Source organism: Phormidium yuhuli AB48 (genome assembly GCF_023983615.1).
Classification (GTDB): domain Bacteria; phylum Cyanobacteriota; class Cyanobacteriia; order Cyanobacteriales; family Geitlerinemataceae; genus Sodalinema; species Sodalinema yuhuli.
The window spans coordinates 4,232,869-4,252,803 of sequence record NZ_CP098611.1; the positions used below are offsets into that span (position 1 = coordinate 4,232,869).

Below are 19,935 nucleotides of genomic sequence, written 5' to 3' on the forward strand. Positions count from 1 at the left end.
GGGAGCAAATCAAAGCCGATTTACAAGACTTTTACCGCGCCACCTCCCCAGCGAACGACTCAACGCTACATTTCAACGCCGCCGAAAGCTTAAAAAAACTCAGAGAACGCTATCTACAAGTCTCAGAGAGCGAAATGCAGCATTTGCGGCAGACCACTCTTGAGAAACGAGACCGTATTTTTGCGGCCAATTCTAACCCAGTGTTTGACCGTGCTAAGGCCAACATTGTTTGGCGAGAGGATTTGTATAACGATGTTAAACAGCATTTGGATGCGATCGCCGACCAATTAGCGATTGAATTACAAGAGCAATGTTCCATCTTAATAGCTTACATGACCGAACAGCTTTGGGGAAGTTCGCAAGTGGAATCTCGCCTGATTGACAACTCGGACTATTACCTAGAAAAACTACAGCATAGCCTGCGAGTCTTATATTTACGGTTTGCGCGTCCCGTTGCCGAAGCCTTAATTCGCAGTCCCGTCAAGAGTGACACCCGCCGCAGTATTATTAAAAATCTCGGGGTTGATATTGAGATTTTAGATAATTATTATAGTGGTGACGAACCAGCACTTCGAGTGTTAAAACGCTATGCCAATTATGGGTTTCAACTCCTCCTCGACAGTGCCTTACGCCAGGAAGTCTTAGGAGTCCGAGAAATCACGAGCCTGATTGAAGCCTTTGACGAGTTTAAAAATCCCGAAGACGAGGTGATTTTTGAAGTTGAAACAGATATTAAGATTTTTGAAGAATACTTGCAGTTTGCCGTTTTTAATGCAGCCAGTTTAGAATCCTATGCCTTGCAAGAACTCCAGGGATTACTGGACAAATTCCGAGACCTCAAAGGGGCCTGGGATGGGGTGGCGATGAATGAATGGTATCGAGGCAATCCGGCGTTACTCTCAGAACTTCCAGCGGCGTTGCAACCTCAGGAATTAAACCTAGAAGTGAGCGATCGCCTACGCCAACTCGGAACGGTGATCGCGCAGATGCAAACAGGGTTATCAGGGTCTCCATAGTGGTATACTTCAGACCATAGGGGCTGACTCATTTGAAACCGGGTTAGAAGAAGAGATAAACCTAGAGATTGCCCCTAGATTTATCTCTCCGTGAAACTCTTAACGGAGAACAGCTTTGGCTTTGGCCAACACGTTATCAACGGTGAAGCCAAATTTCTCCATCACCGTGCCACCGGGGGCCGAAGCACCAAAGGTGTCAACACTCACCATGTCACCTTCAGCACCGATATAGCGTTCCCAGCCGAAGCGAGTCGCCGCTTCCACCACCAAACGCTTCGTGACCGCTTTCGGTAACACAGACTCACGATAGGCGTCATCCTGCTCCTCAAACAGTTCCCAAGACGGCATGGAAATCACCCGCACCTTCTTACCTTCAGCGGTGAGTTTTTCCGCTGCTTCAAGACAGAGAGAGACTTCACTTCCCGTCCCAATCAGCAGCATTTCCGGAGTTCCCTCACAGTCAGCGGCAATGTAAGCTCCTTTGGCTACCTTATCAGCGGTACTGGCGGCTAAGTTGGGGACATTCTGACGGGTGAAGGCAATCAGGGTCGGACGCTTGCGGTTTTGCACCGCCACTTTGTAGGCCCCCGAGGTTTCATTCCCATCAGCGGGACGAATCACCACTAAGTTGGGAATCGCACGCAGAGAAGCAATGGTTTCTACCGGTTGGTGGGTGGGGCCATCTTCACCCAGGGCGATAGAATCGTGGGTCATGACATAGATAACCCCCGCTTCAGACAGGGCCGACAGACGAATGGCTGCCCGCATATAGTCTGCAAACACCAAGAAGGTGGCACAGTAGGGGATTAAGCCGGAGTTGTGCAGGGCAATCCCGTTACAAATAGAACCCATACCATGTTCACGCACCCCAAAGCGCAGGTTGCGGTTTTCATAAGTTCCTTTTTGGAAGCTGCCGGAACATTTGAGTTCCGTCAAGTTGGAGTGGGTTAAGTCCGCAGAACCGCCCACCAGTTCCGGGAGGTTGGGGGCCAAGGCGTTGAGGGTGGCTTCGGAATGCTTACGGGTGGCAATTCCTTTGTCCTCGGGGGTGAAGCTGGGTAAGTCTGCATCCCAACCTTGGGGCAGTTCACCCTTGAGCATCCGCTCGAAGGTGGCGGCTTCTTCTGGGTATTTGCTGCGATAGGTGTCTAGGCTAGCATTCCAGGCTTGCTCGGCTTCAGCACCGCGATCGACGGCTTTGCGGAAATGCGCTAAGGCATCTTCGGGAACCTCGAAGGGGTCATGGTTCCAACCGAGGTTTTTGCGGGTGGCTTCGATTTCTTCTCCACCGAGAGCGGCCCCGTGAACGCCGGCGGTGTTGGCTTTGTTGGGGGAACCGTAGCCGATGGTGGTGGTGACTTTGATAAAGGAGGGTTTGTCGGTGACGCTTTTGGCTTCGGCGATCGCTTTCTCAATACTATCGAGGTCGGTGTTGCCGTTTTCTACATGGATGACGTGCCAGCCGTAAGCTTCAAACCGTTTGGCGACATCTTCTGTGAAGGAAATATCCGTGGAGCCATCAATGGAGATGTGGTTATCGTCGTAGAGGGCGATGAGTTTGCCGAGGCCGAGGTGGCCAGCGAGGGAACAGGCTTCGCCGGAAACCCCTTCCATGTTGCAGCCGTCACCGAGAATGGCGTAGGTGTAGTGATCGACAATCGCCGCATCGGGTTTGTTGAAACGAGCGGCTAAATGAGCTTCCGCCATGGCTAAACCTACGGCATTGGCAATCCCCTGTCCTAAGGGACCGGTGGTCACTTCTACACCGGGAGTTTCAAAGTTTTCTGGGTGTCCGGGAGTGCGCGCGCCCCATTGACGGAACTGTTTGATGTCGTCTAGGCCCACACTGTCATAGCCGGTGAGGTATAACAGGGCGTATTGCAACATACAGCCATGTCCGGCGGAGAGGACAAAGCGATCGCGGTTGAACCACTGAGGATTTTTGGGGTTAAAGCGCATAAAGCGATCCCAAAGCACAAACGCCATCGGCGCAGCGCCCATGGGAAGTCCGGGGTGTCCAGACTTGGCTTTTTCCACGGCATCAATCGCGAGGAAGCGAATGGAGTTGATGCAAAGTTCTTGAAGTGATTGGGTGGCGACTGCCATAGTTTCTACTATTAAACGATTGACTGGACGAACAGGTGTGAGGTGAAGGAACTCGCGAACGATGAGACGAACCAAACGCCCTCACGAAATTGTCCCCATCATCCCACTATGGGGATCGAGGGGCAAGAGGCAGACTCAATCGAGCCTTAACTATATTTCTGAAAGGCGAGACAGACGTTATGACCGCCAAAGCCGAAGGAATTGGAGAGGGCGACGTTAACCTCTCGTTCCCGGGCCTGGTTGGGAACATAGTCTAAATCACAATCGGGATCGGGATGGTCGAGGTTGACGGTGGGGGGAATGCGATCGTTGGCCACGGCCAAGACGGCGGCTACCCCTTCGATACCACCGGCACCGCCGAGGAGATGTCCGGTCATGCCTTTGGTGGAACTAATGGCCGCTTTGCGAGCGTTGTCTTCCCCGAGAGCCGCTTTCATGGCGGCGGTTTCGGTGCGATCGTTGGCGGCGGTACTGGTTCCGTGGGCGTTGATGTAATCCACCTGTTGGGGTTGGAGGTTGCCATCTTTGAGGGCCAGTTGAATGGCGCGGGCGGCCCCTTCGCCCCCGGGAACCGGAGAGGTCATATGATAAGCATCGCAGGTCATGCCATAGCCCACCATTTCGGCATAGATGGTGGCACCGCGACTGAGGGCGGTGTCCAACTCTTCTAAAATGAGAACCCCTGAGCCTTCACCCATAACAAAGCCATCCCGCTCAGCATCGAAGGGACGGCTGGCCCGTAGGGGGTCGTCATTCCGGGTGGAGAGGGCTTTGGCAGAGGCAAACCCAGCCACAGACAGTTGGGTGATGGCGGCTTCGGCTCCGCCGCAAATCATGGCTTGGGCGTAACCCTGTTGAATGAGACGGAAGGCATCCCCGATGGCGTTGGAGCCGGCGGCGCAAGCGGTGACGGGGCTGGAGTTGGGTCCTTTGGCGCCGGTATGGATGGCCACGAGTCCGGCGGCCATGTTGGCAATCATCATCGGGACCGTAAAGGGGCTGACGCGGGAGGGACCCCGTTTGAGCAGGACTTCGTTTTGGTCTTCCATAACCTTGAGTCCGCCGACCCCCGTTCCGAGCATGACACCGATTTGTTCCGCGTTGAGGTCGTTGATGTCTAAACCGGCATGGGTGAGGGCTTGTTTGCTGGCCGCGACGGCAAATTGAGCAAACCGGGCCATACGCTTGGCATCTTTGCGATCGATGTAGTCATGGGGGTCGAAGTCTTGCACTTCTCCGGCAATGCGACAGGCGTAGTCTGTTGGGTCAAAGAGGGTGATTGGCCCGATGCCGATTTTGGCGGAGAGCAGTCCCTGCCAATAGTCGTCTACAGTTTTCCCGATGGGTGTGATAGCACCGAGTCCTGTGACAACAACACGTTTGCGCTGGGTTGAGGATTGGGTCATGATGTCAGTCAGTATCGAGGGAAGGTCGAACCCGACGAAATACCAAAATAGAGGGTTGAATAAGGTCTGAGGTGGATAGCAATAGACGGTTCATCTTGGACAATTTAAACTTGGGATGCCTTACCTTGGCTTGTGTTTCCCGGTTGTTAATGTCCTATTTGGTTAGCTTATTGCTAGAGTTGAGGGCGAGTTCAGGGGCGATCGCGCTCGTCCCAACGGTCAACGACACTGGCGAAGTAACGAGTATCTGCCGCAAGTCGCTTGGCGGGTGATGGCGCGATCTCCATCAAGATGAAGCAGGACCGCCTAACCAAATGGGTGGGTTAACAGTCCTACGTCATGGCTAGGCTTGAGCCGCCGCCGATTTCTCTTGGATATAGTTAACGGCATCTTTGACCGTGAGAATTTTCTCGGCATCTTCGTCGGGAATTTCGATATCAAATTCTTCTTCAAAGGCCATGACTAATTCCACGGTGTCAAGGGAGTCGGCACCGAGGTCTTCGATGAAACTAGCTCCTTCTTTGACTTGGCTAGCTTCGACACCTAAGTGTTCCACGACAATTTCTTGAACTTTTTCTGAAACGTTAGTTTGACTCATCGTTAGGCTTCCTATATTAACTGGCGCAGCAAGGTCATGCGGCTGATCCGCAGACAAGCGATTTTACCGTCTGTCGGGGACAACAAACAAGGGATTCTATGGGTTCGTTGCCTGAGGGAACTGTTTATCATCTTATCGGAAAGGGCGATCGCCCCCGGGGCCGTTGTGACTGGATTCAGGTCGGCCCTCTCCCAGGGCATCTAGGGAATAGGTTCGGCATAGCCAGCCCGAACCAAGGCTTGATAGAACATCGCCGTCACCTCGGCACGGGTGGCTTCTCGATCTAAATCAAGGCCTTGAGCATCAGGGCGATTGCGTTCGAGTTCCGCCTGTACGGCTGCCGAGACTGGGGGTCTGGCCCAATTGGGGATCTGATCGCGATCGCCAAAGGCCTCTAAAATCGGTTCAGGGTCTTCGGGTTCTGAGAGATTTAAGCCAGCCCGCAATGAGAGCAGGACCTCTAACCGAGAGATGGACTGTTCCGGGCGAAATTGTAGCCCAGGATAACCACTCAAAAAGCCCCAACGTACTGAACTGTCAATGGCAGAGGCGGCCCAATTCTCCTCATCGACATCCACAAAGGCTAAACTCTCCCGAACGTCCTCATCGCTAGCAAACACCTGCTGCACCAGTTGAGCATATTGGGCACGAGTTACGGGCTCATCCGGGGCAAAGCGATCGCCCTCCACTCCTTGAATCAAGCCTCGGGCAGACATGGCATCAATATAGGAGCGGGCCCAATGGTCATCTCCCACATCGGCGAATTGGGCCGGTTCACCCACATTCTCATTCACATCGGGACGAACCTCGGCGGCGGTGTCTTCATCATCGGGAACTGCCACCCCAGCCGTCTGCTCCGGACTCTCCACCTCGGTGTCCCCATCTAGGGTGGGGTCGGGGTCTTCCGTTACGGCAGGTGTCATGGGGTCTTCATTGGTCGGCGAGTCCTCCGTCTCGGGGGGCACTGGGGTTGCTTCCCCATTGCTGAGTCGGGTTCGCGCCTGTTGTCCTAGAAGGGTTCCCGCTCCAGGGACGACCCCAGCGGTGGAACTGTCCCTCACCCCAGGTCGCCGGCCCAGGCGTTGCTCCTCCTGGGCAGCTCGATGGCGGTCTCGTCTCGAGTCATTCTCTTCCGCCGTGCGATCGCGACGGCGCACTCGGGCCGGACGGTCTTCAGGGGTCTCCCGGCGGGCCCGAGTTCGGGGGGCTTCCCCGAAGCCAAAGAGAGGGCCGGCCTCCGTCTCATCCCGGCGAGTTCGGGGGCGATCGTCCTCCTCAGCTAAACCGGGAATGTCAAAGCCTGCAATTTGGCGAGGAGCGATGCGTCGCAAACCGGCTGCCCCCAATATCCAGACCCCCAAGCCCCCTAGGGTCAAAAGGGTCACAAAAATAGCAATCCATTCGTCGGTTTCCAGACGGCGGGGGGGGTCAGGGGGAGTGGGGTTGGCCATAACAGCACCTCAAGTGAGCGGCAGTTGTCCTGATGATATCAGCATATCTAAGTGGATTCACTGCCGGATGAGGCGGAAAAGGCGCTTTGCGGCTCACGGGGTGGGTTTGGGGAGAGTTTGCTCAGGAATGTCTCGATCAGGCTAATGGTGACGGCGGGAAGCTCAAGATGGGGGGTTAAGCCCACGTCTTCTAAGACTTCAAAGGCTTGTACGGCTTGGGGGTTGAGATCCGCTAAACGGCGACCGACTTCAAAGTTGACAAATTGGGATTTTTTGCCCCAAAGCATGGCTGTAGGAACCCTCAGTTCTGGGAGGTAGCGGGCTAAATCAAAGCAACAATCACCGCGCACGAAGGCTAGGGCCGCATAGTCGGCGTTTTCCTGTTGAGCCGATTCGAGATAGGCTTCGATGATTTCCTCGTAGATGCGTTTGGGATCGGCAAATTGACGTTGTTCTAGGAAGGAGCGGATTCCTCCTGGGGTGGCCACTCCGAGACCGTAAAAGAGGCGATCGATGATGGGGGTTTTGACGATTTGGGCGAAGAAGGTGTTGTTGTAGCTGTTGCCAAAGTCGGAGAGGCCCGTGGGATTGGTGAGGATGAGGGATTTGAAGCGGTCGGGATGGGCGATCGCCGTCCGGATGGTGAAGGCGGCAGTTAGGGAGGAGGCCACGACCGTCACGGGTCCTTCACAGGTGGCGGATAGGAAGTCGCCAATCATGGTGATGTAGTCGTCGGGGTTATAGTCCCGTTGAGGATGTTCGGAACGACCCCAGCCGATGAGGTCGGGGGCGAGAATCCGATAGCGAGAGGCGAAGGCGGGATAGACTTTCGACCATTCATAGGCTGATGACCCCCCACCCAGTCCATGGATAAAGACTAGGGTTTCGGCGTTGGCGGGAGGGTCGAGGGGACTGTCTGGGTCGAGACTGTAGTAGGCCATGCGTCCCAGGGAGGTTTGGATGGCCTCTTGGCGGAAACCGGGGGGGATTCTCATGATGCTGTCTCCTGTATCTGGGGGATTGGGTTGGCTGAAGTTTGGGCCAGTCCTAGTTCTGTTGTAGCGAATGCTGGGGGCGAGGGGTGTCTCTCGAAGGTCAGAGATGGGGGCGATCGCCGATTTGGATATCCCCCGATTGACCCCCGCTTTTCCGGATTAGGCGAATGCCCTCAATTTGCAAGGTTTTTTCCAGGGCCTTCGCCATGTCATAGAGGGTCAGAGCGGCAACGGAGACGGCGGTTAAGGCTTCCATTTCGACTCCTGTTTCTGATTTGGTCTTCACCGTGGCTTCCAGGCGATAGCCGGGCAAATCTGGGGCGGCGTCAAGGTTCACCTCAATTTTTTTCAGGGGCAGGGGGTGGCAGAGGGGGATGAGTTGGGCCGTCTGTTTGGCGGCCATGATGCCTGCCAGTTTCGCCGTCCCCAAGACATCCCCTTTGGGGGCATTTCCGGCGGCGATCGCCTCAAAGGTCTCTCGCCTCATCCGCACATAGCCCTCGGCGGTGGCTTCCCGGACGCTGACGGCTTTCTCGGAAACATCCACCATACGGGCCTCCCCGCTCTCGTCCAGGTGCGTTAATTTTTTTTTGGGCTGGGGGGGTTGCGTCATCGATTTTTTTGAGTTATGATGGTCTCCTAGCGAACAACGCAAGGGCTTGTAGCTCAGTGGACTAGAGCACGTGGCTACGGACCACGGTGTCGGGGGTTCGAATCCCTCCTAGCCCGTTCCAAAGTATAAACGAGTGGTTTCCAATTGGGGAACTACTCGTTTTGCGTTTTGGGGCTAGAGACTTCCCCAAGCTTCATCTCACAACTTGTTTCGGGTGAGCCATTCATGGAAGACAACAATTCCCCTCCATCTGAATCCCCCCGCCCGTCTACGGGGAGATTACGGGGGTTAGACCGGGTTCTGGGTTGGATTGAACGAGTTGGCAATGCCCTCCCTGACCCGGTGACTCTATTCCTGATTCTAGCGATTGGGGTGATTCTCTTGAGCGCCTTGGCGGCGGCGGCGGGGCTTTCGGTTCTGCATCCAGCAACGGAGGAAACGCTTACAGCGGTGTCCTTGCTGTCTGCTGAGGGATTGCGGCGAATGGTCACTGAGGCGGTGCAGAATTTTGTTCAGTTTCCTCCCTTGGGACCGGTGTTAGTGGCCATGCTGGGGGTGGGTCTATCTGAATATACCGGGCTGCTGTCTGCGGCGTTGCGCTGGGGGGTATCGGTGACACCCCTGGCTCTGGTTAGCCCGGGTATTGTGTTTTTGGGGGTGATGTCGAACCTAGCCTCGGATGCGGGGTATGTGGTGTTAACTCCCCTAGCGGCGATGTTGTTTGCGGCGGTGGGTCGTCATCCGATTTCGGGGCTGGCGGCGGCGTTTGCTGGGGTGTCGGGAGGCTTTAGTGCGAACTTGCTCATTGGCACCCTAGACCCCTTGCTGGCTGGGATTAGTCAGGAGGCCGCCGCTTTTCTCGATGCCGATTATGTGGTCAATCCCACGGGCAACTACTACTTTATGGCCGCGTCCACGTTTGTGATTACTCTGGTGGGGTGGTGGATGACTGATAAGGTGGTGGAGCCTCGTCTGGGTTCTTATGAGGGCGATCGCACTCCCGAGGATGAACAGACGCTCACGGCTGCGGAACGTAAGGGCCTTCGCTGGGCCTTCTATGCTTTGTTGGCGGTGCTGGCTGGGCTGGCCCTTTTGGTACTTCCCCCCAATGCTATTCTACGGGACCCGGAAACGGGCAGCCTTGTCCCGTCTCCCTTCCTCAACGGCATTGTCATTTTGATTACCCTGGGTTTCCTGATACCGGGAATCGCCTATGGTATGGCGGCGGGAACGGTGCGTAATGATAAGGATGTGGTCAAGGGGATGTCGACGGCGATGAGTGCCATGGGCTACTACATTGTGCTGTCGTTTGTGGCGGCCCAGTTTATTGCCTACTTTAGCTGGAGTAACCTGGGGGTTATCTTGGCGGTGAATGGGGCCAATGTCCTAGAAGGGAGCGGCTTGACTGGCATTGCTTTGTTGTTGGGGTTTGTGCTGCTGAGTGCCTTGATTAACCTCTTCATTGGTTCAGCGTCGGCCCAGTGGGCGATTATGGCTCCCATTTTTGTCCCGATGCTGATGCTGTTGGGCTATACTCCCGAGGTGACGCAACTGGTGTTTCGTATTGGTGACTCTGCGAGTAATATCATTACGCCGCTCATGGTCTATTTTCCCTTGATTGTGGCCTTTGGGCAGCGGTTTGAGAAAAACCTCAAGATTGGCACGTTGATTGCGACGATGCTGCCCTATTCGCTGGCGTTCCTGATGAGCTGGTCTCTGTTTTTTGCCCTTTGGTTTGTGCTGGGGTTGCCCCTGGGTCCGGGGGCAGGGATTCGGCTAGTGTGACCTCGCTTGGGAGGGGGGATTTCTTCGTGTCATGGCTGATAGCCGTGACATGGACTCTGGGCGGCTCTGCCGACTGTACTCGGGAGGCAGAGCCTCCCCAAAGGCATGACTTGGCAGAGCCAAGTCACGAGGAAACAAACGAGGAATCAACTCGCCTTGGAGGGGTTATTTGCGACGGATGGCGACACCGTGGGTATCACTGTGTTCTCCGCCTTGATAGTCATGACCTCCCGCAATAGGGGCGATCGCACCATCAATCACATTAGAACTACGCAGGACTGAGACCAAGCGCCCCGATGCCCCATTGTCCGTCAGTTCAACCACCCCAACTCCCGGACAACTCCCTTGGGAAGAGTGACCGACCGAAACCGGAAGCGGTCCACGCAAGGCCACAAACAGGTACTTACCATCAGGACTGACCTCCATTAAATCAGGAGCCGGGTCGTTGCTGGGCAAGTCCGCATCATCCGTCACTGAAGCCGCCGCACAAGCACCGACACCAGTCCCCTGTCCATCGGCTGAGGTGAGGTCGTACTGAGTCCGTTCTAAGGTTTGGCTGTTAAACACCTGCATCTCATTCTGAATCCGGTCCGTGGTATGGATATAGGTCCCAGACACCGTGGCAATCATGCCATGACTGTCATGACGGGTTGTCATACCGGGGAATTGTCCTGTGGTATTCTCCGCCTCGCCATTGGTATTGCCGTTGGTGGCGGTGTTATTGGGGTCTTTATAGACCAACACCGGGGCGGGACTGTTGGGAGGATTGGGACTATGACTAAATGCCCCATCCTCAAGGGTATAGAGGCTAAAGGTGGATTGGGTGGCTCCCGCATCAGACGCAGAGACCCCGGCATTTAACCAGATGTTGCCATCGGCTTCAACTCCCCCACAACCGGCACCATTGATGACGTTTGAGCCATATTCCCCAATGAGGCTCATGGGAGTAGTGGTAGTATCAGCCACTAAGAGACCCCCTGCCGCGAGGGTAATATAGGCGTGGTCTAAGCTGGAGATAATCGGGCAAATAATCAAGTTATTCCCCCGTCCCCCTTGACTGGCATCCTCTCCAGCAGCACAGCCGTTTTCTTTACAGTCACCACTGGGGGTTAAATCAGCTAAGGCGTTGGGGTCATAGTCCCCGGCGACTTGCCCGATTAAATCATGATTATGAGCGTTTTTGCCCCGATAGACTTTCGCCGATTCGAGGACTTCCATGCCTTTGCCCACCCCTAATGAGGCGGTTTTGTTGTAAATCGCATCAATAATTTCGTCTTGGTCGTTGCGGACAATATCAATGCGTTCTAACAATTTACCGTTTAAGTTAGCGACGAAGAGGGCGCTGCCGTCGGAGTTCCAAAAGGACATATGGACGGAACGTTCTGGACCGCTTCCATTGGTGGCTGTGGCCCGGAAGAGGGCGATCGCCTCTTTGGTGTCTCCATCGATAATCCCCACATACCCGCCGCCGGGAGTGAAGAGGTTGACGTTGAGGTATTTGTTTTGGGGGTCGGTGAGCATCCCATGTAAACGACCTAAGCCAGGTAAGTCACCGAGGCGGTTTCCGGTGGGACTGTTTTCGTCGTATTCCGCTAAATTGGGCGGGAAAACAGCTTTGACATCACAAGGGCCGTCGCCTGCGCGATTTTGCCCGTCACAGCCTAGGGGTTGAGCCGGAATGCCCGATTCAATTTGTTGTTCGAGGTCGTGACTGTCCCAAATCCAAATCAATCCCCCTTCCACGCCTAAACGGTCTAGGCCGGGGACTGAGTTCGATTGATCCGACCCCCAAATTTCATAGGAGTTATCATGAGGGGCAACGGCTTGAGAGACCGTCACTTGAGATATAGTAAATAGAGCGGTTGCAATCCCGATTAAGACTAGATTTATCGGTTTTCGCAACCATTTTAATAGACGGACCATTGGCAGTTTTGCAGAAATCGTTTCAATTCACTTAAATTCACTCTAGCGGAAAATGGACGCTGGGGAAATCTTTTTGAGGTTACAGGGTTAAGGGGGATGTGGCTGAGATGAGGGTTATCGATGATGATTCTCATCTGGGGACGTTGGGCGATCGCAGAGGGGAAAGATGGCAATGATTCAGACAATCCCGGACAATTAGGTGACATGACATTAAAGACCCTAAATGATGGCAATTTTGACTTTTCAGGGGGGGATTTCTCTGGGGGTGCAGCTGTGGGGATTATCATCAACGGCACTCTAAGAGTTCTTCAACCGTTAATTCGATGTCGCTGGCAATTTGCCGTAGCAGTCTGGGAGAAATATCACGCCCTTTATGAAACGGAACAGTTGTTCCTCGCCCGTCTTCATGACGAAACTGCTTGTGTTAACCCTTTTGACGAACTTCTACAAAACCGAGATCTTCGAGAAGACGTACAATCTCTTGCGGCTTGAGGACGGGAACATTACTCATCGCCTACCGTACCACAATCTGCTGTGTGCCAATGAACTCCGTCTGAAACAGAACCTCTTCATCTTCTAAGAGCATCTCAATCACTTCACGAAGATTTTCCTGCAACTCATCCAGGGTTTCCCCCTGGGAATGCGCTCCCGGAAATCCGGGAACATAACCCACATAGAGGTGAGTCTCAGAATCTCGCTCAACAATGGCCGTAAACGTCTTCATAAGCTAGTGGTGCGACTGGACTAATCCCATGTTAGTGCCGCTCAGCCCGATCGCCCCCGGATAGCCCATCCCTCCAGATTAACCAGGACGGACAATCACCACCCCAAACGCCTCAGGAGAGAGGTATTTCCGGGCCGCCTCGCGTAAATCCTCCGCCGTGAGCGATCGCACCGCCTCAGGATAACTCAGGCCCAGTTCCACATCGGTAGCCCCCTTAGGGTATTCCCTTGAGCATAACTCTTAATCTCAAAGCCCTTTAGCCTGATTCTGTTTCTGATTCAGGCAGGTAAAGCTGAGAAGGGAGATAACGATAACCCGTCTGATCCTCAGTGCGAATCACAGCATCACTCATTTCTAACGTTTTCAGCATCGGCAAGAGTTGGACAAATGTATAAACTCCTAACTGATCTAGGTAGCGATCATCAATATCTTCATGAATCCCACCCGCTTCCTGAGCCACATAAAGGAGTTGACGCAGTTGGGGGGATAACTCGTAACTCACCTGACGACGCAGTTCTGACCAAATGGGCATAAAGTTAGCTTGGTCTAACTGCTCACATCCTCGGGTAGCTCCCTCCCGGAGTACCTTTTCACAAATTGAAGTTAATTGTCGAGGGGTTCCTTGGGCATAAACTACAATTTGTTTTAAAACCTCATCTGTAAAGGGGTAGGCATCCTCCCGAGTTTCATGGCGTTCTAAGTTGAGATAGTTGATAGCCACCTGGTAGAGACCTTCGGAAGTCATCGGCTGTAAGGTGAAGTTCTCAGAAAATATCCCTAAAGCTTTCAGACTTGCTTCTTGAACATCAGTAAATCCCCGTCCTGTCATCAAGAATGCACGGTTGTCTCCCCGACGAAATAAGTCCAAACTCCCTTCAAGAATCTCTTGAATTACGATGACATCTTTCTTATCTAAATCATCAACAGCTAGAACAATCCGATCAAAAGACTCCTGAGCCTCATCTAAGATAGAAATTAGAAGATTATAAGGATTGTCTATATTGGTCGGGGAATTCGATTCACGAGTTCCTGCCAACGATGCAAAAGCAAAGTTAACGCGGCCTTCTACTTTGGTCTTACTACTTAAGCCGATGCGACCGCTTAAATTCTCCCAAATGGCTTTAGCATTCACATTTTCAGTTTCTTTGGCAAGGTGTTCAGCCACAACCAACAGTAGAGCACGATAAAAATCATTAGGGGACTCTCCTAATACCTGATCCAGGTATAGGACAAGCATCTTTTCGTCAAGCTGGGCAACTTCCTGTTGCAAGCAATCTAATAGTCGCAAAATAAGAGAAGTTTTGCCAATACCCCAAGGTCCGCGAATTAGGATATTGCGTCCCTCATAAAGAGCCGGAATAGCTGTTTTTATTTCGGATTCTCGGCCGTAGAATATCGTAGCCAGCTTAGCAACCTCATCGGGAGGGGTTGGTTTGAAGGGATTTCTGCGGAGTCCCCAGCGCCTCAGTGTGGATTGATACGGACCTAGAATAGACATAACTTATCAAGTGGTTCTGATGGTTGGTTCTTAAGATAAAATCTACCCTATGGTGATTTTCTTTTGAGAATCATCAAGGAGTTTCAACAGCCTTTCGACCTCCTCTTTTTCTTCTAATTTATTTTGATTCTCATAATACACTAAAGCCGACTCAAGGTGAAACTGAGCAGCTTCATTTTGCCCAACTTGTAATTCAAGATTACCTAATGCGGTCATGACACTTGCTGCTGAATTTTCATCATCGAGGCGGTAAAATAATCGCAGAGCATCCTTAAAATAAAGTTTTGAATGGTCAAGACGAAGAAGCTTATGAGATAATCGAGCCAGTTCAAACAAGGTAAGTGCCATGAGATGTAGTTGCTCAACATGGTTCCAGGAGTGTTCTTGTAAAATTGCAAGAACTGTCTCCAGGGTCTGAATTGCTTTTTGGTAAACCCCTTGTTTTGACAGAGTTTTGCCGAGTCTATAAAAAACTAATGGTGCGGAAGCAATGATGTCCTGATTATTAGTAATAATAGTTTTATAAATCGTGAAGGCTTTGTCAATATATTGAAAGTTTTTGGATATCTCAAATAACGTTACCAGATTATCAATTTGGTTGATTTGCGCTGTTGCCCATTTGTCAGAATAGGGACGGCGGCTATAGACCTCTAAAGCGGATTCCCAGGCTGAAATAGCCCGCTCCAGGTTCTCGGATCGCTCTCCCTGGATACGCTCCGAGTAGGCAATTGCCAAGTTATTTTGAATAGCGGCCCAAGTCGAGCTATGATTCTCGCGATCAACAAAATCAAGGGCTTTTCTGTAGATAGCGATCGCAATTTCTAAATTAACCCCTCGTTGACCCAAGGGAAATTCTTGCACAAAGTTAGCAAAATTAAAAAGGTCAGCAATATTGCTACTTGTCGCAAAGGCGGGGATAAGAGCAATTAAATCCTGATTGAGTTTGTCCCTGTGACGGTCGAGGAAAGGATAAACCACGGAGGGATTCACCTGGCTTTCACTTATCAGGCGCAGGGCATCTTCAAAAAAAGTGCTGTAGTCTGCCGGTATTTTTTTATCCTGTGGTTGCTGCATGGGGAAAGACAGAGTCAGGGAATTGCCACTATTTTAGCCCATTAGACTTCGCGCTGTTCGCGGATGAAGCGGTTGACATCCTCGGTTGATTTAAAACGGCTGTAGGCTTGACCAGCACCCAAAACCTCAAGCCAGTTATTAGACTCTAGCTTGGGGGATTCTTGCTGGTCGTGAATAATGGCAACGTTAACGTTTCCCGGGGGAATCTCTTTGGGGAGGTTAAGACGGAGTTCGTGGTTGGCAGGAATTTCGGTTTCAATTTCGTAATAGCCCCCGACCCTTCTCCAGATTAACCAGGACGGACAATCACCACCCCAAACGCCTCAGGAGAGAGGTATTTCCGGGCCGCCTCGCGTAAATCCTCCGGAGTGAGCGATCGCACCGCCTCGGGATAACTCAACGCCGGGTCCACATCCCCCACCAACGCCTGAAAATAACCATACAAATTCGCCCGATCGCTCGGCCGTTCACTCCCGAACACAAACCGATTCGCCACGCGCTTGCGAATCCGCTCCATCTCCACCTCCGACACCAACTCATCCTGAAGCCGGGCCACCTGGGCCACAATCGCCTCCTCCACCTCCTGCAAATGGTCTGCCGCCAACTGGGCCCCCACCTGAAACAACCCTTGTAGGCGATAACTCAAATTTCCCGCCCCCACTCGGGACACCAACCCTCGTTCCTCCCGCAACTCCCGCACCAAACGCCCCGTGCGCCCTTGTCCTAAAATACTCCCCAACACATCCAGAGCATAAGTTTCCTCCAACTGTCCTAACCCCGGAACCCGCCATAACAAACTCAAACGGGCCTGCTGCAACGTCGGATCACAATACTCCCGCCGGGTGACCTCCGCAAACCCCAACTCCGGGGCCGGAAACGATCGCGGCGGTAAAGGACAGGCGATCGCCAAATCATCATTCGACACCTGAGCAAAGGAATCAGCCACCGTCGCCACCAACTCCTCCACCGGCAAATTCCCCACCGCCACCGCCGTCAACGATTCCGGACGATACCAGGTGCGGTGGAAGTGGCGCATTTGTCCCGCCTCTAACCCCGAGACAATCTCCGTCGAACCCAACACCGGCCGCCGATAGGGCAATTCCTCAAACGCCAACTCAATGGCACGCTGATAATTGCGACGATGGGGATTGTCATCAGAACGGCGGATTTCCTCCAACACCACCTGACGCTCCCGTTGAAACGCCTCATCGGCAATTTGGGGATTTAAGACCACATCCAATTGCAGCGGCGCTAACTGGGCCAAATCCTGGGGCGCACAGGTGAGATAAAACTGCGTATAATCCTGACTCGTGGCCGCATTCGTCACCGCCCCCCGGGCCTCAATCCGACGCTCAAACTCGCCCATCTCTAGGCGATCGCTCCCCTTAAAAATCATATGTTCTAGGAAGTGAGCCGTACCCATCATGGCATCCGGCTCCAGGGCTGACCCCACATTGAACCACAAACTGAGATTCACCGCCTCAACCGGAACCTGCTCAGCAATAACCGTCAAACCATTAGCAAACTTACGAACCGTGGGCGCGTTCAGAGAAAAAGGAGTGGAGCGACTGAGGAGAGTAGAAGTCATGAGTGCCTGAAGTGAACAATCCAATGATTGTCGATACAGCGAGAGCTTGCAGCAACAAACCACAACCCCTCCTCTCCAGTTTAAGTTACTTTAAGTATTAAGAAAGGTAAACTTAAATAAGAATTTCCCAAGCCTGTCCACCTCAAGCGTCCAACAGCCATGACTCAATCCCCCACTCCCCCAAATGTCCTTGTCATTGGTGCGGGCATTGGAGGACTCACCGCCGCCGCCCTGTTAGCACATCGGGGCTATTCTGTCAAGGTTTATGATGCCGCCATTGTCCCTGGGGGCTGTGCCTCCACCTTCAAGCGGCGAGGCTTCACCTTTGACGTAGGGGCAACTCAAGTGGCCGGTCTCGAACCCGGCGGCATTCACCATCGTATCTTCCGGGAACTGGAGATTCCCCTCCCCGAAGCCACCCCCTGCGACCCCGCCTGTGCCGTCTATCTCCCCGGAGAAACTGAACCCATCAACGTTTGGCGCGACCCCCTGCGTTGGCGGGAAGAACAACGGCGGCAATTCCCCGGAAGTGAACCCTTCTGGCAACTGATGAGAACCCTGTTCCGGGCCAGTTGGGCCTTCCAAGGACGAGATCCCGTCCTTCCCCCCCGCAACCTCTGGGATATCAGCCGCTTACTGGGGGCCCTGCGTCCCGGAACCCTGGTCACGGTCCCCTTCACCTTCTGGACTGTGGGGGATGCCCTGCGCTGGTTTGGTCTTGAGGGCGATCGCCGTTTACGCACCTTCCTCGACCTACAACTGAAACTTTACTCCCAAGTGGATGCCGAAGACACCGCCCTCCTCTATGCCGCCACCGCCCTCGGGGTATCCCAAGACCCCCAAGGACTGTATCATCTCCAGGGTAGTATGCAGGTGTTGAGCGATCGCCTCCAACAAGCCCTAGAACGAGATGGCGGCCAGTTACAGATGGGCCATCGCGTCGAAGCCATCCACAGCCAAAACAACCAGGTCAGCGGCGTGACCATCCGCAACCTCAAACGGGATGAAACCTGGACCGAACCCGCCGATATCGTCCTGGCCAACGTCACCGTGCAAAACCTGGTACAACTCCTGGACCATCCCCCCCAAGGCTACCGTCGCCGTGTCGATAAACTCCCACCCGCCTCCGGGGCCTTTGTTATTTACCTCGGGGTAGACGCAGCCGCCATTCCCCCCCACTGTCCCCCCCACCTACAATTCTTTTATGACGGCGAGGGGGAGATTGCCGAGAATAACTCCCTATTCGTCTCCGTCAGTCATCCCGGCGATGGTCGGGCCCCCAGCGGCCAAGCCACCCTCATCGCCTCCTCCTTCACCGATGTCCGGCAATGGTGGACTTGTGATGATTATGAACAACTTAAAGACCACTATACCCAGGAGGCGATCGCCCGTCTAAGCTCCTATTTCAACCTCTCCCCCGAACATCTCCTTCACATCGAAGCCGCCACCCCCCGCACCTTCGCCCACTTTACCAGCCGCGATGCCGGTGTGGTCGGGGGAATTGGGCAACGAGTCAGTACCTTTGGCCCCTTCGGTTTCGCCAACCGCACCCCCAAACGAAATCTCTGGCTGGTGGGAGATTGCACCCATCCCGGCGAAGGAACCGCCGGCGTAAGTTATTCCGCCCTTACCGCCGTGCGGCAGATTCAGGCGAAATTTTCCCAAAAACTTTAGAATTGGCAAAGCTCGGTAAGATACTACAATGCAATTTACCTTCACCCGCTCCCGTCCATGACTGTTGCGCGAACCATATGTTCAGGCTTTCTCGGGGTGATTACCGTGGGAACGCTGTTATTGATGTTGCCCATTTCCCTAGCCGATGGCAGTTGGAACTCCTGGGTGACCGCCTTATTCACCGCCACCTCCGCCACCTGCGTCACCGGCTTGATTGTGGTCGATACCGGTAGCTATTACTCCTTCTGGGGACAATTGACGATTTTAGCCCTGATTCAGGTGGGCGGATTGGGCTATATGACCGCCAACACCTTTCTACTGATTCTACTCGGTCGTCGCTCTAAAGTTCGCTATCGAATTGCCCTGCAAGATTCCCTCGACTCCGCCGGCCTCTCCAGTGTCTCCCAACTCCTGAAATCCATTGTTGGCTTAACCCTACTCTTAGAACTCACAGGTATCTTCGCCTTAATGACTCTCTTTGTTCCCGAGTTTGGCTGGACGAAAGGACTTTGGCAATCTATTTTTCATAGTATTAGTGCCTTCAATAATGCCGGATTTAGCCTCTTTGAAGACAGCTTAATGCGATATGTTAATGTTTTTCCAGTTACGATCATGATTACCTTGCTGATTATCCTGGGAGGAATTGGCTATCAAGTCATGATGGAAGTCTTTTTCTGGTGGCAGAGCCGCTTCAAAAAAAATGAGAAACGCTTCCGATTTTCCCTTCATGTCAAAGTCGTCACCAGTACCACGGCTCTCCTACTCATTCTGGGCTTTTTAGGATTTTTTGCCAGCGAGCTATATAATCCAGAAACCCTCTTACCCTTGTCCTGGGGCAATAAACTACAAGCCGCCTGGTTCCAATCCGTCACCACCCGAACCGCTGGTTTCAACACGATTGATATTGGGCAGATGACAACAGCCGGCTTATTTTTAACCATTGCCCTAATGTTTATCGGTTCCAGTCCAGGGAGTACAGGGGGTGGAATTAAAACCACAACTTTTCGAGTATTGCTAACCTGTACTAAGTCTGTTCTACAAGGACGAGAAAATGTTGTAATCTATGAACGCCGTGTCCCGATTGAGCTGATTATGAAAGCGGTTGGTGTTGCCGTTGGCTCAATCATGATCATTTCTGCTTCTACCATGATTTTGGCAATTTCAGAGCCGAACTTGCAGTTTATCAACATCTTTTTTGAAACCATCTCTGCCTTTGCAACAGTCGGCTTGTCAACTGGAATCACCAGTAGCTTTTCAACCTTCGGTGCTCTAGTTATTACGGTTTTGATGTATGCTGGCCGAGTTGGCATTTTAATTTTGATGGCGGCCTTGTTGGGGGATCCAAAACCGAGTGCGCTGGAATATCCTGATGAAGACCTCCTGGTGGGATAATTTAGCCCGACCGTACCAGCAACAGTGAGGGAACGTGCTGATTCTCAAGAATGCCATGATCTCTTCAACACCTCTATCCAAGTGAACCCATG

17 protein-coding genes and 1 tRNA gene are annotated in these 19,935 nt (G+C 53.0%); 6 read left to right on the top strand and 12 right to left on the bottom strand.

Going from position 1 to position 19,935, the window contains the following annotated elements; translation table 11 throughout:
• The first annotated feature begins 134 nt into the window (after window positions 1-134).
• Entirely contained in the window at window positions 135-1,016 is an 882-nt protein-coding gene (locus tag NEA10_RS18250) for a hypothetical protein (RefSeq protein WP_252662764.1), read from the top strand.
• Window positions 1,017-1,115: 99 nt separating this feature from the next.
• Here NEA10_RS18250 and tkt read toward each other — a convergent pair whose 3' ends face one another.
• The 6 genes from tkt to moaC form a co-directional block, all read right to left on the bottom strand.
• Window positions 1,116-3,122: a transketolase gene (tkt, locus tag NEA10_RS18255; protein WP_252662765.1), complete on the bottom strand. Its 2,007-nt coding sequence runs from the start codon at window positions 3,120-3,122 to the stop codon at window positions 1,116-1,118.
• Window positions 3,123-3,268: 146 nt separating this feature from the next.
• Window positions 3,269-4,528, bottom strand: a complete 1,260-nt coding sequence (fabF, locus tag NEA10_RS18260; protein ID WP_252662766.1) for a beta-ketoacyl-ACP synthase II — start codon at window positions 4,526-4,528, stop codon at window positions 3,269-3,271.
• A gap of 343 nt (window positions 4,529-4,871) precedes the next feature.
• Complete coding sequence (locus NEA10_RS18265; protein WP_252662767.1) at window positions 4,872-5,126, bottom strand: acyl carrier protein; 255 nt, start codon at window positions 5,124-5,126, stop codon at window positions 4,872-4,874.
• Between the two features lie 200 nt (window positions 5,127-5,326).
• Window positions 5,327-6,577, bottom strand: coding sequence for an S-layer homology domain-containing protein (locus tag NEA10_RS18270; RefSeq protein WP_252662768.1), 1,251 nt, complete (start codon window positions 6,575-6,577; stop codon window positions 5,327-5,329).
• Between the two features lie 47 nt (window positions 6,578-6,624).
• The gene (locus NEA10_RS18275) at window positions 6,625-7,572 is read right to left on the bottom strand and encodes an alpha/beta fold hydrolase (RefSeq protein ID WP_252662769.1); all 948 of its coding nucleotides are present in this window, start codon (window positions 7,570-7,572) and stop codon (window positions 6,625-6,627) included.
• 100 nt (window positions 7,573-7,672) lie between these two features.
• Window positions 7,673-8,185 carry a cyclic pyranopterin monophosphate synthase MoaC gene (moaC, locus tag NEA10_RS18280; protein WP_252662770.1) on the bottom strand — a complete coding sequence of 171 codons (513 nt, stop codon included), beginning with the start codon at window positions 8,183-8,185 and terminating at the stop codon, window positions 7,673-7,675.
• Between the two features lie 42 nt (window positions 8,186-8,227).
• On the opposite strand from moaC, the gene NEA10_RS18285 reads away from it, so the two are divergent.
• Together NEA10_RS18285 and NEA10_RS18290 are read left to right on the top strand one after the other, a co-directional pair.
• Window positions 8,228-8,301: transfer RNA gene (locus NEA10_RS18285), tRNA-Arg, on the top strand.
• Window positions 8,302-8,410: 109 nt separating this feature from the next.
• Window positions 8,411-9,970, top strand: a complete 1,560-nt coding sequence (locus tag NEA10_RS18290) for an AbgT family transporter (protein ID WP_252662771.1) — start codon at window positions 8,411-8,413, stop codon at window positions 9,968-9,970.
• A gap of 165 nt (window positions 9,971-10,135) precedes the next feature.
• Here the strand turns inward: NEA10_RS18290 and NEA10_RS18295 are convergent, their stop codons facing one another.
• The gene (locus NEA10_RS18295) at window positions 10,136-11,893 is read right to left on the bottom strand and encodes a hypothetical protein (RefSeq protein WP_252662772.1); all 1,758 of its coding nucleotides are present in this window, start codon (window positions 11,891-11,893) and stop codon (window positions 10,136-10,138) included.
• 120 nt (window positions 11,894-12,013) lie between these two features.
• Between NEA10_RS18295 and NEA10_RS21195 the strand changes: the two genes are divergently transcribed.
• Window positions 12,014-12,385, top strand: coding sequence for a hypothetical protein (locus tag NEA10_RS21195; RefSeq protein ID WP_445164656.1), 372 nt, complete (start codon window positions 12,014-12,016; stop codon window positions 12,383-12,385).
• Window positions 12,386-12,407: 22 nt separating this feature from the next.
• Here the strand turns inward: NEA10_RS21195 and NEA10_RS18305 are convergent, their stop codons facing one another.
• The 5 genes from NEA10_RS18305 to NEA10_RS18320 all read right to left on the bottom strand — a co-directional run bounded on the left by NEA10_RS18305 (window position 12,408) and on the right by NEA10_RS18320 (window position 16,777).
• Entirely contained in the window at window positions 12,408-12,617 is a 210-nt protein-coding gene (locus NEA10_RS18305; protein ID WP_252662773.1) for a type II toxin-antitoxin system HicB family antitoxin, read from the bottom strand.
• A 78-nt stretch (window positions 12,618-12,695) separates the two neighbouring features.
• Window positions 12,696-12,818 (bottom strand): hypothetical protein, encoded by a 123-nt coding sequence (locus NEA10_RS20920; protein WP_258719045.1) that lies wholly within the window; start codon window positions 12,816-12,818, stop codon window positions 12,696-12,698.
• A gap of 55 nt (window positions 12,819-12,873) precedes the next feature.
• Complete coding sequence (locus NEA10_RS18310; protein WP_252662774.1) at window positions 12,874-14,115, bottom strand: P-loop NTPase fold protein; 1,242 nt, start codon at window positions 14,113-14,115, stop codon at window positions 12,874-12,876.
• Window positions 14,116-14,157: 42 nt separating this feature from the next.
• Window positions 14,158-15,189: a tetratricopeptide repeat protein gene (locus NEA10_RS18315; RefSeq protein ID WP_252662775.1), complete on the bottom strand. Its 1,032-nt coding sequence runs from the start codon at window positions 15,187-15,189 to the stop codon at window positions 14,158-14,160.
• A 289-nt stretch (window positions 15,190-15,478) separates the two neighbouring features.
• Window positions 15,479-16,777 (bottom strand): M16 family metallopeptidase, encoded by a 1,299-nt coding sequence (locus NEA10_RS18320; protein WP_252662776.1) that lies wholly within the window; start codon window positions 16,775-16,777, stop codon window positions 15,479-15,481.
• Window positions 16,778-16,936: 159 nt separating this feature from the next.
• Between NEA10_RS18320 and crtD the strand changes: the two genes are divergently transcribed.
• Together crtD and NEA10_RS18330 are read left to right on the top strand one after the other, a co-directional pair.
• On the top strand, window positions 16,937-18,451 hold the full coding sequence (gene crtD, locus NEA10_RS18325; protein WP_252662777.1) for a C-3',4' desaturase CrtD: 1,515 nt from the start codon (window positions 16,937-16,939) through the stop codon (window positions 18,449-18,451).
• 57 nt (window positions 18,452-18,508) lie between these two features.
• Window positions 18,509-19,843: a TrkH family potassium uptake protein gene (locus NEA10_RS18330; protein ID WP_252662778.1), complete on the top strand. Its 1,335-nt coding sequence runs from the start codon at window positions 18,509-18,511 to the stop codon at window positions 19,841-19,843.
• Window positions 19,844-19,935 lie beyond the last annotated feature (92 nt).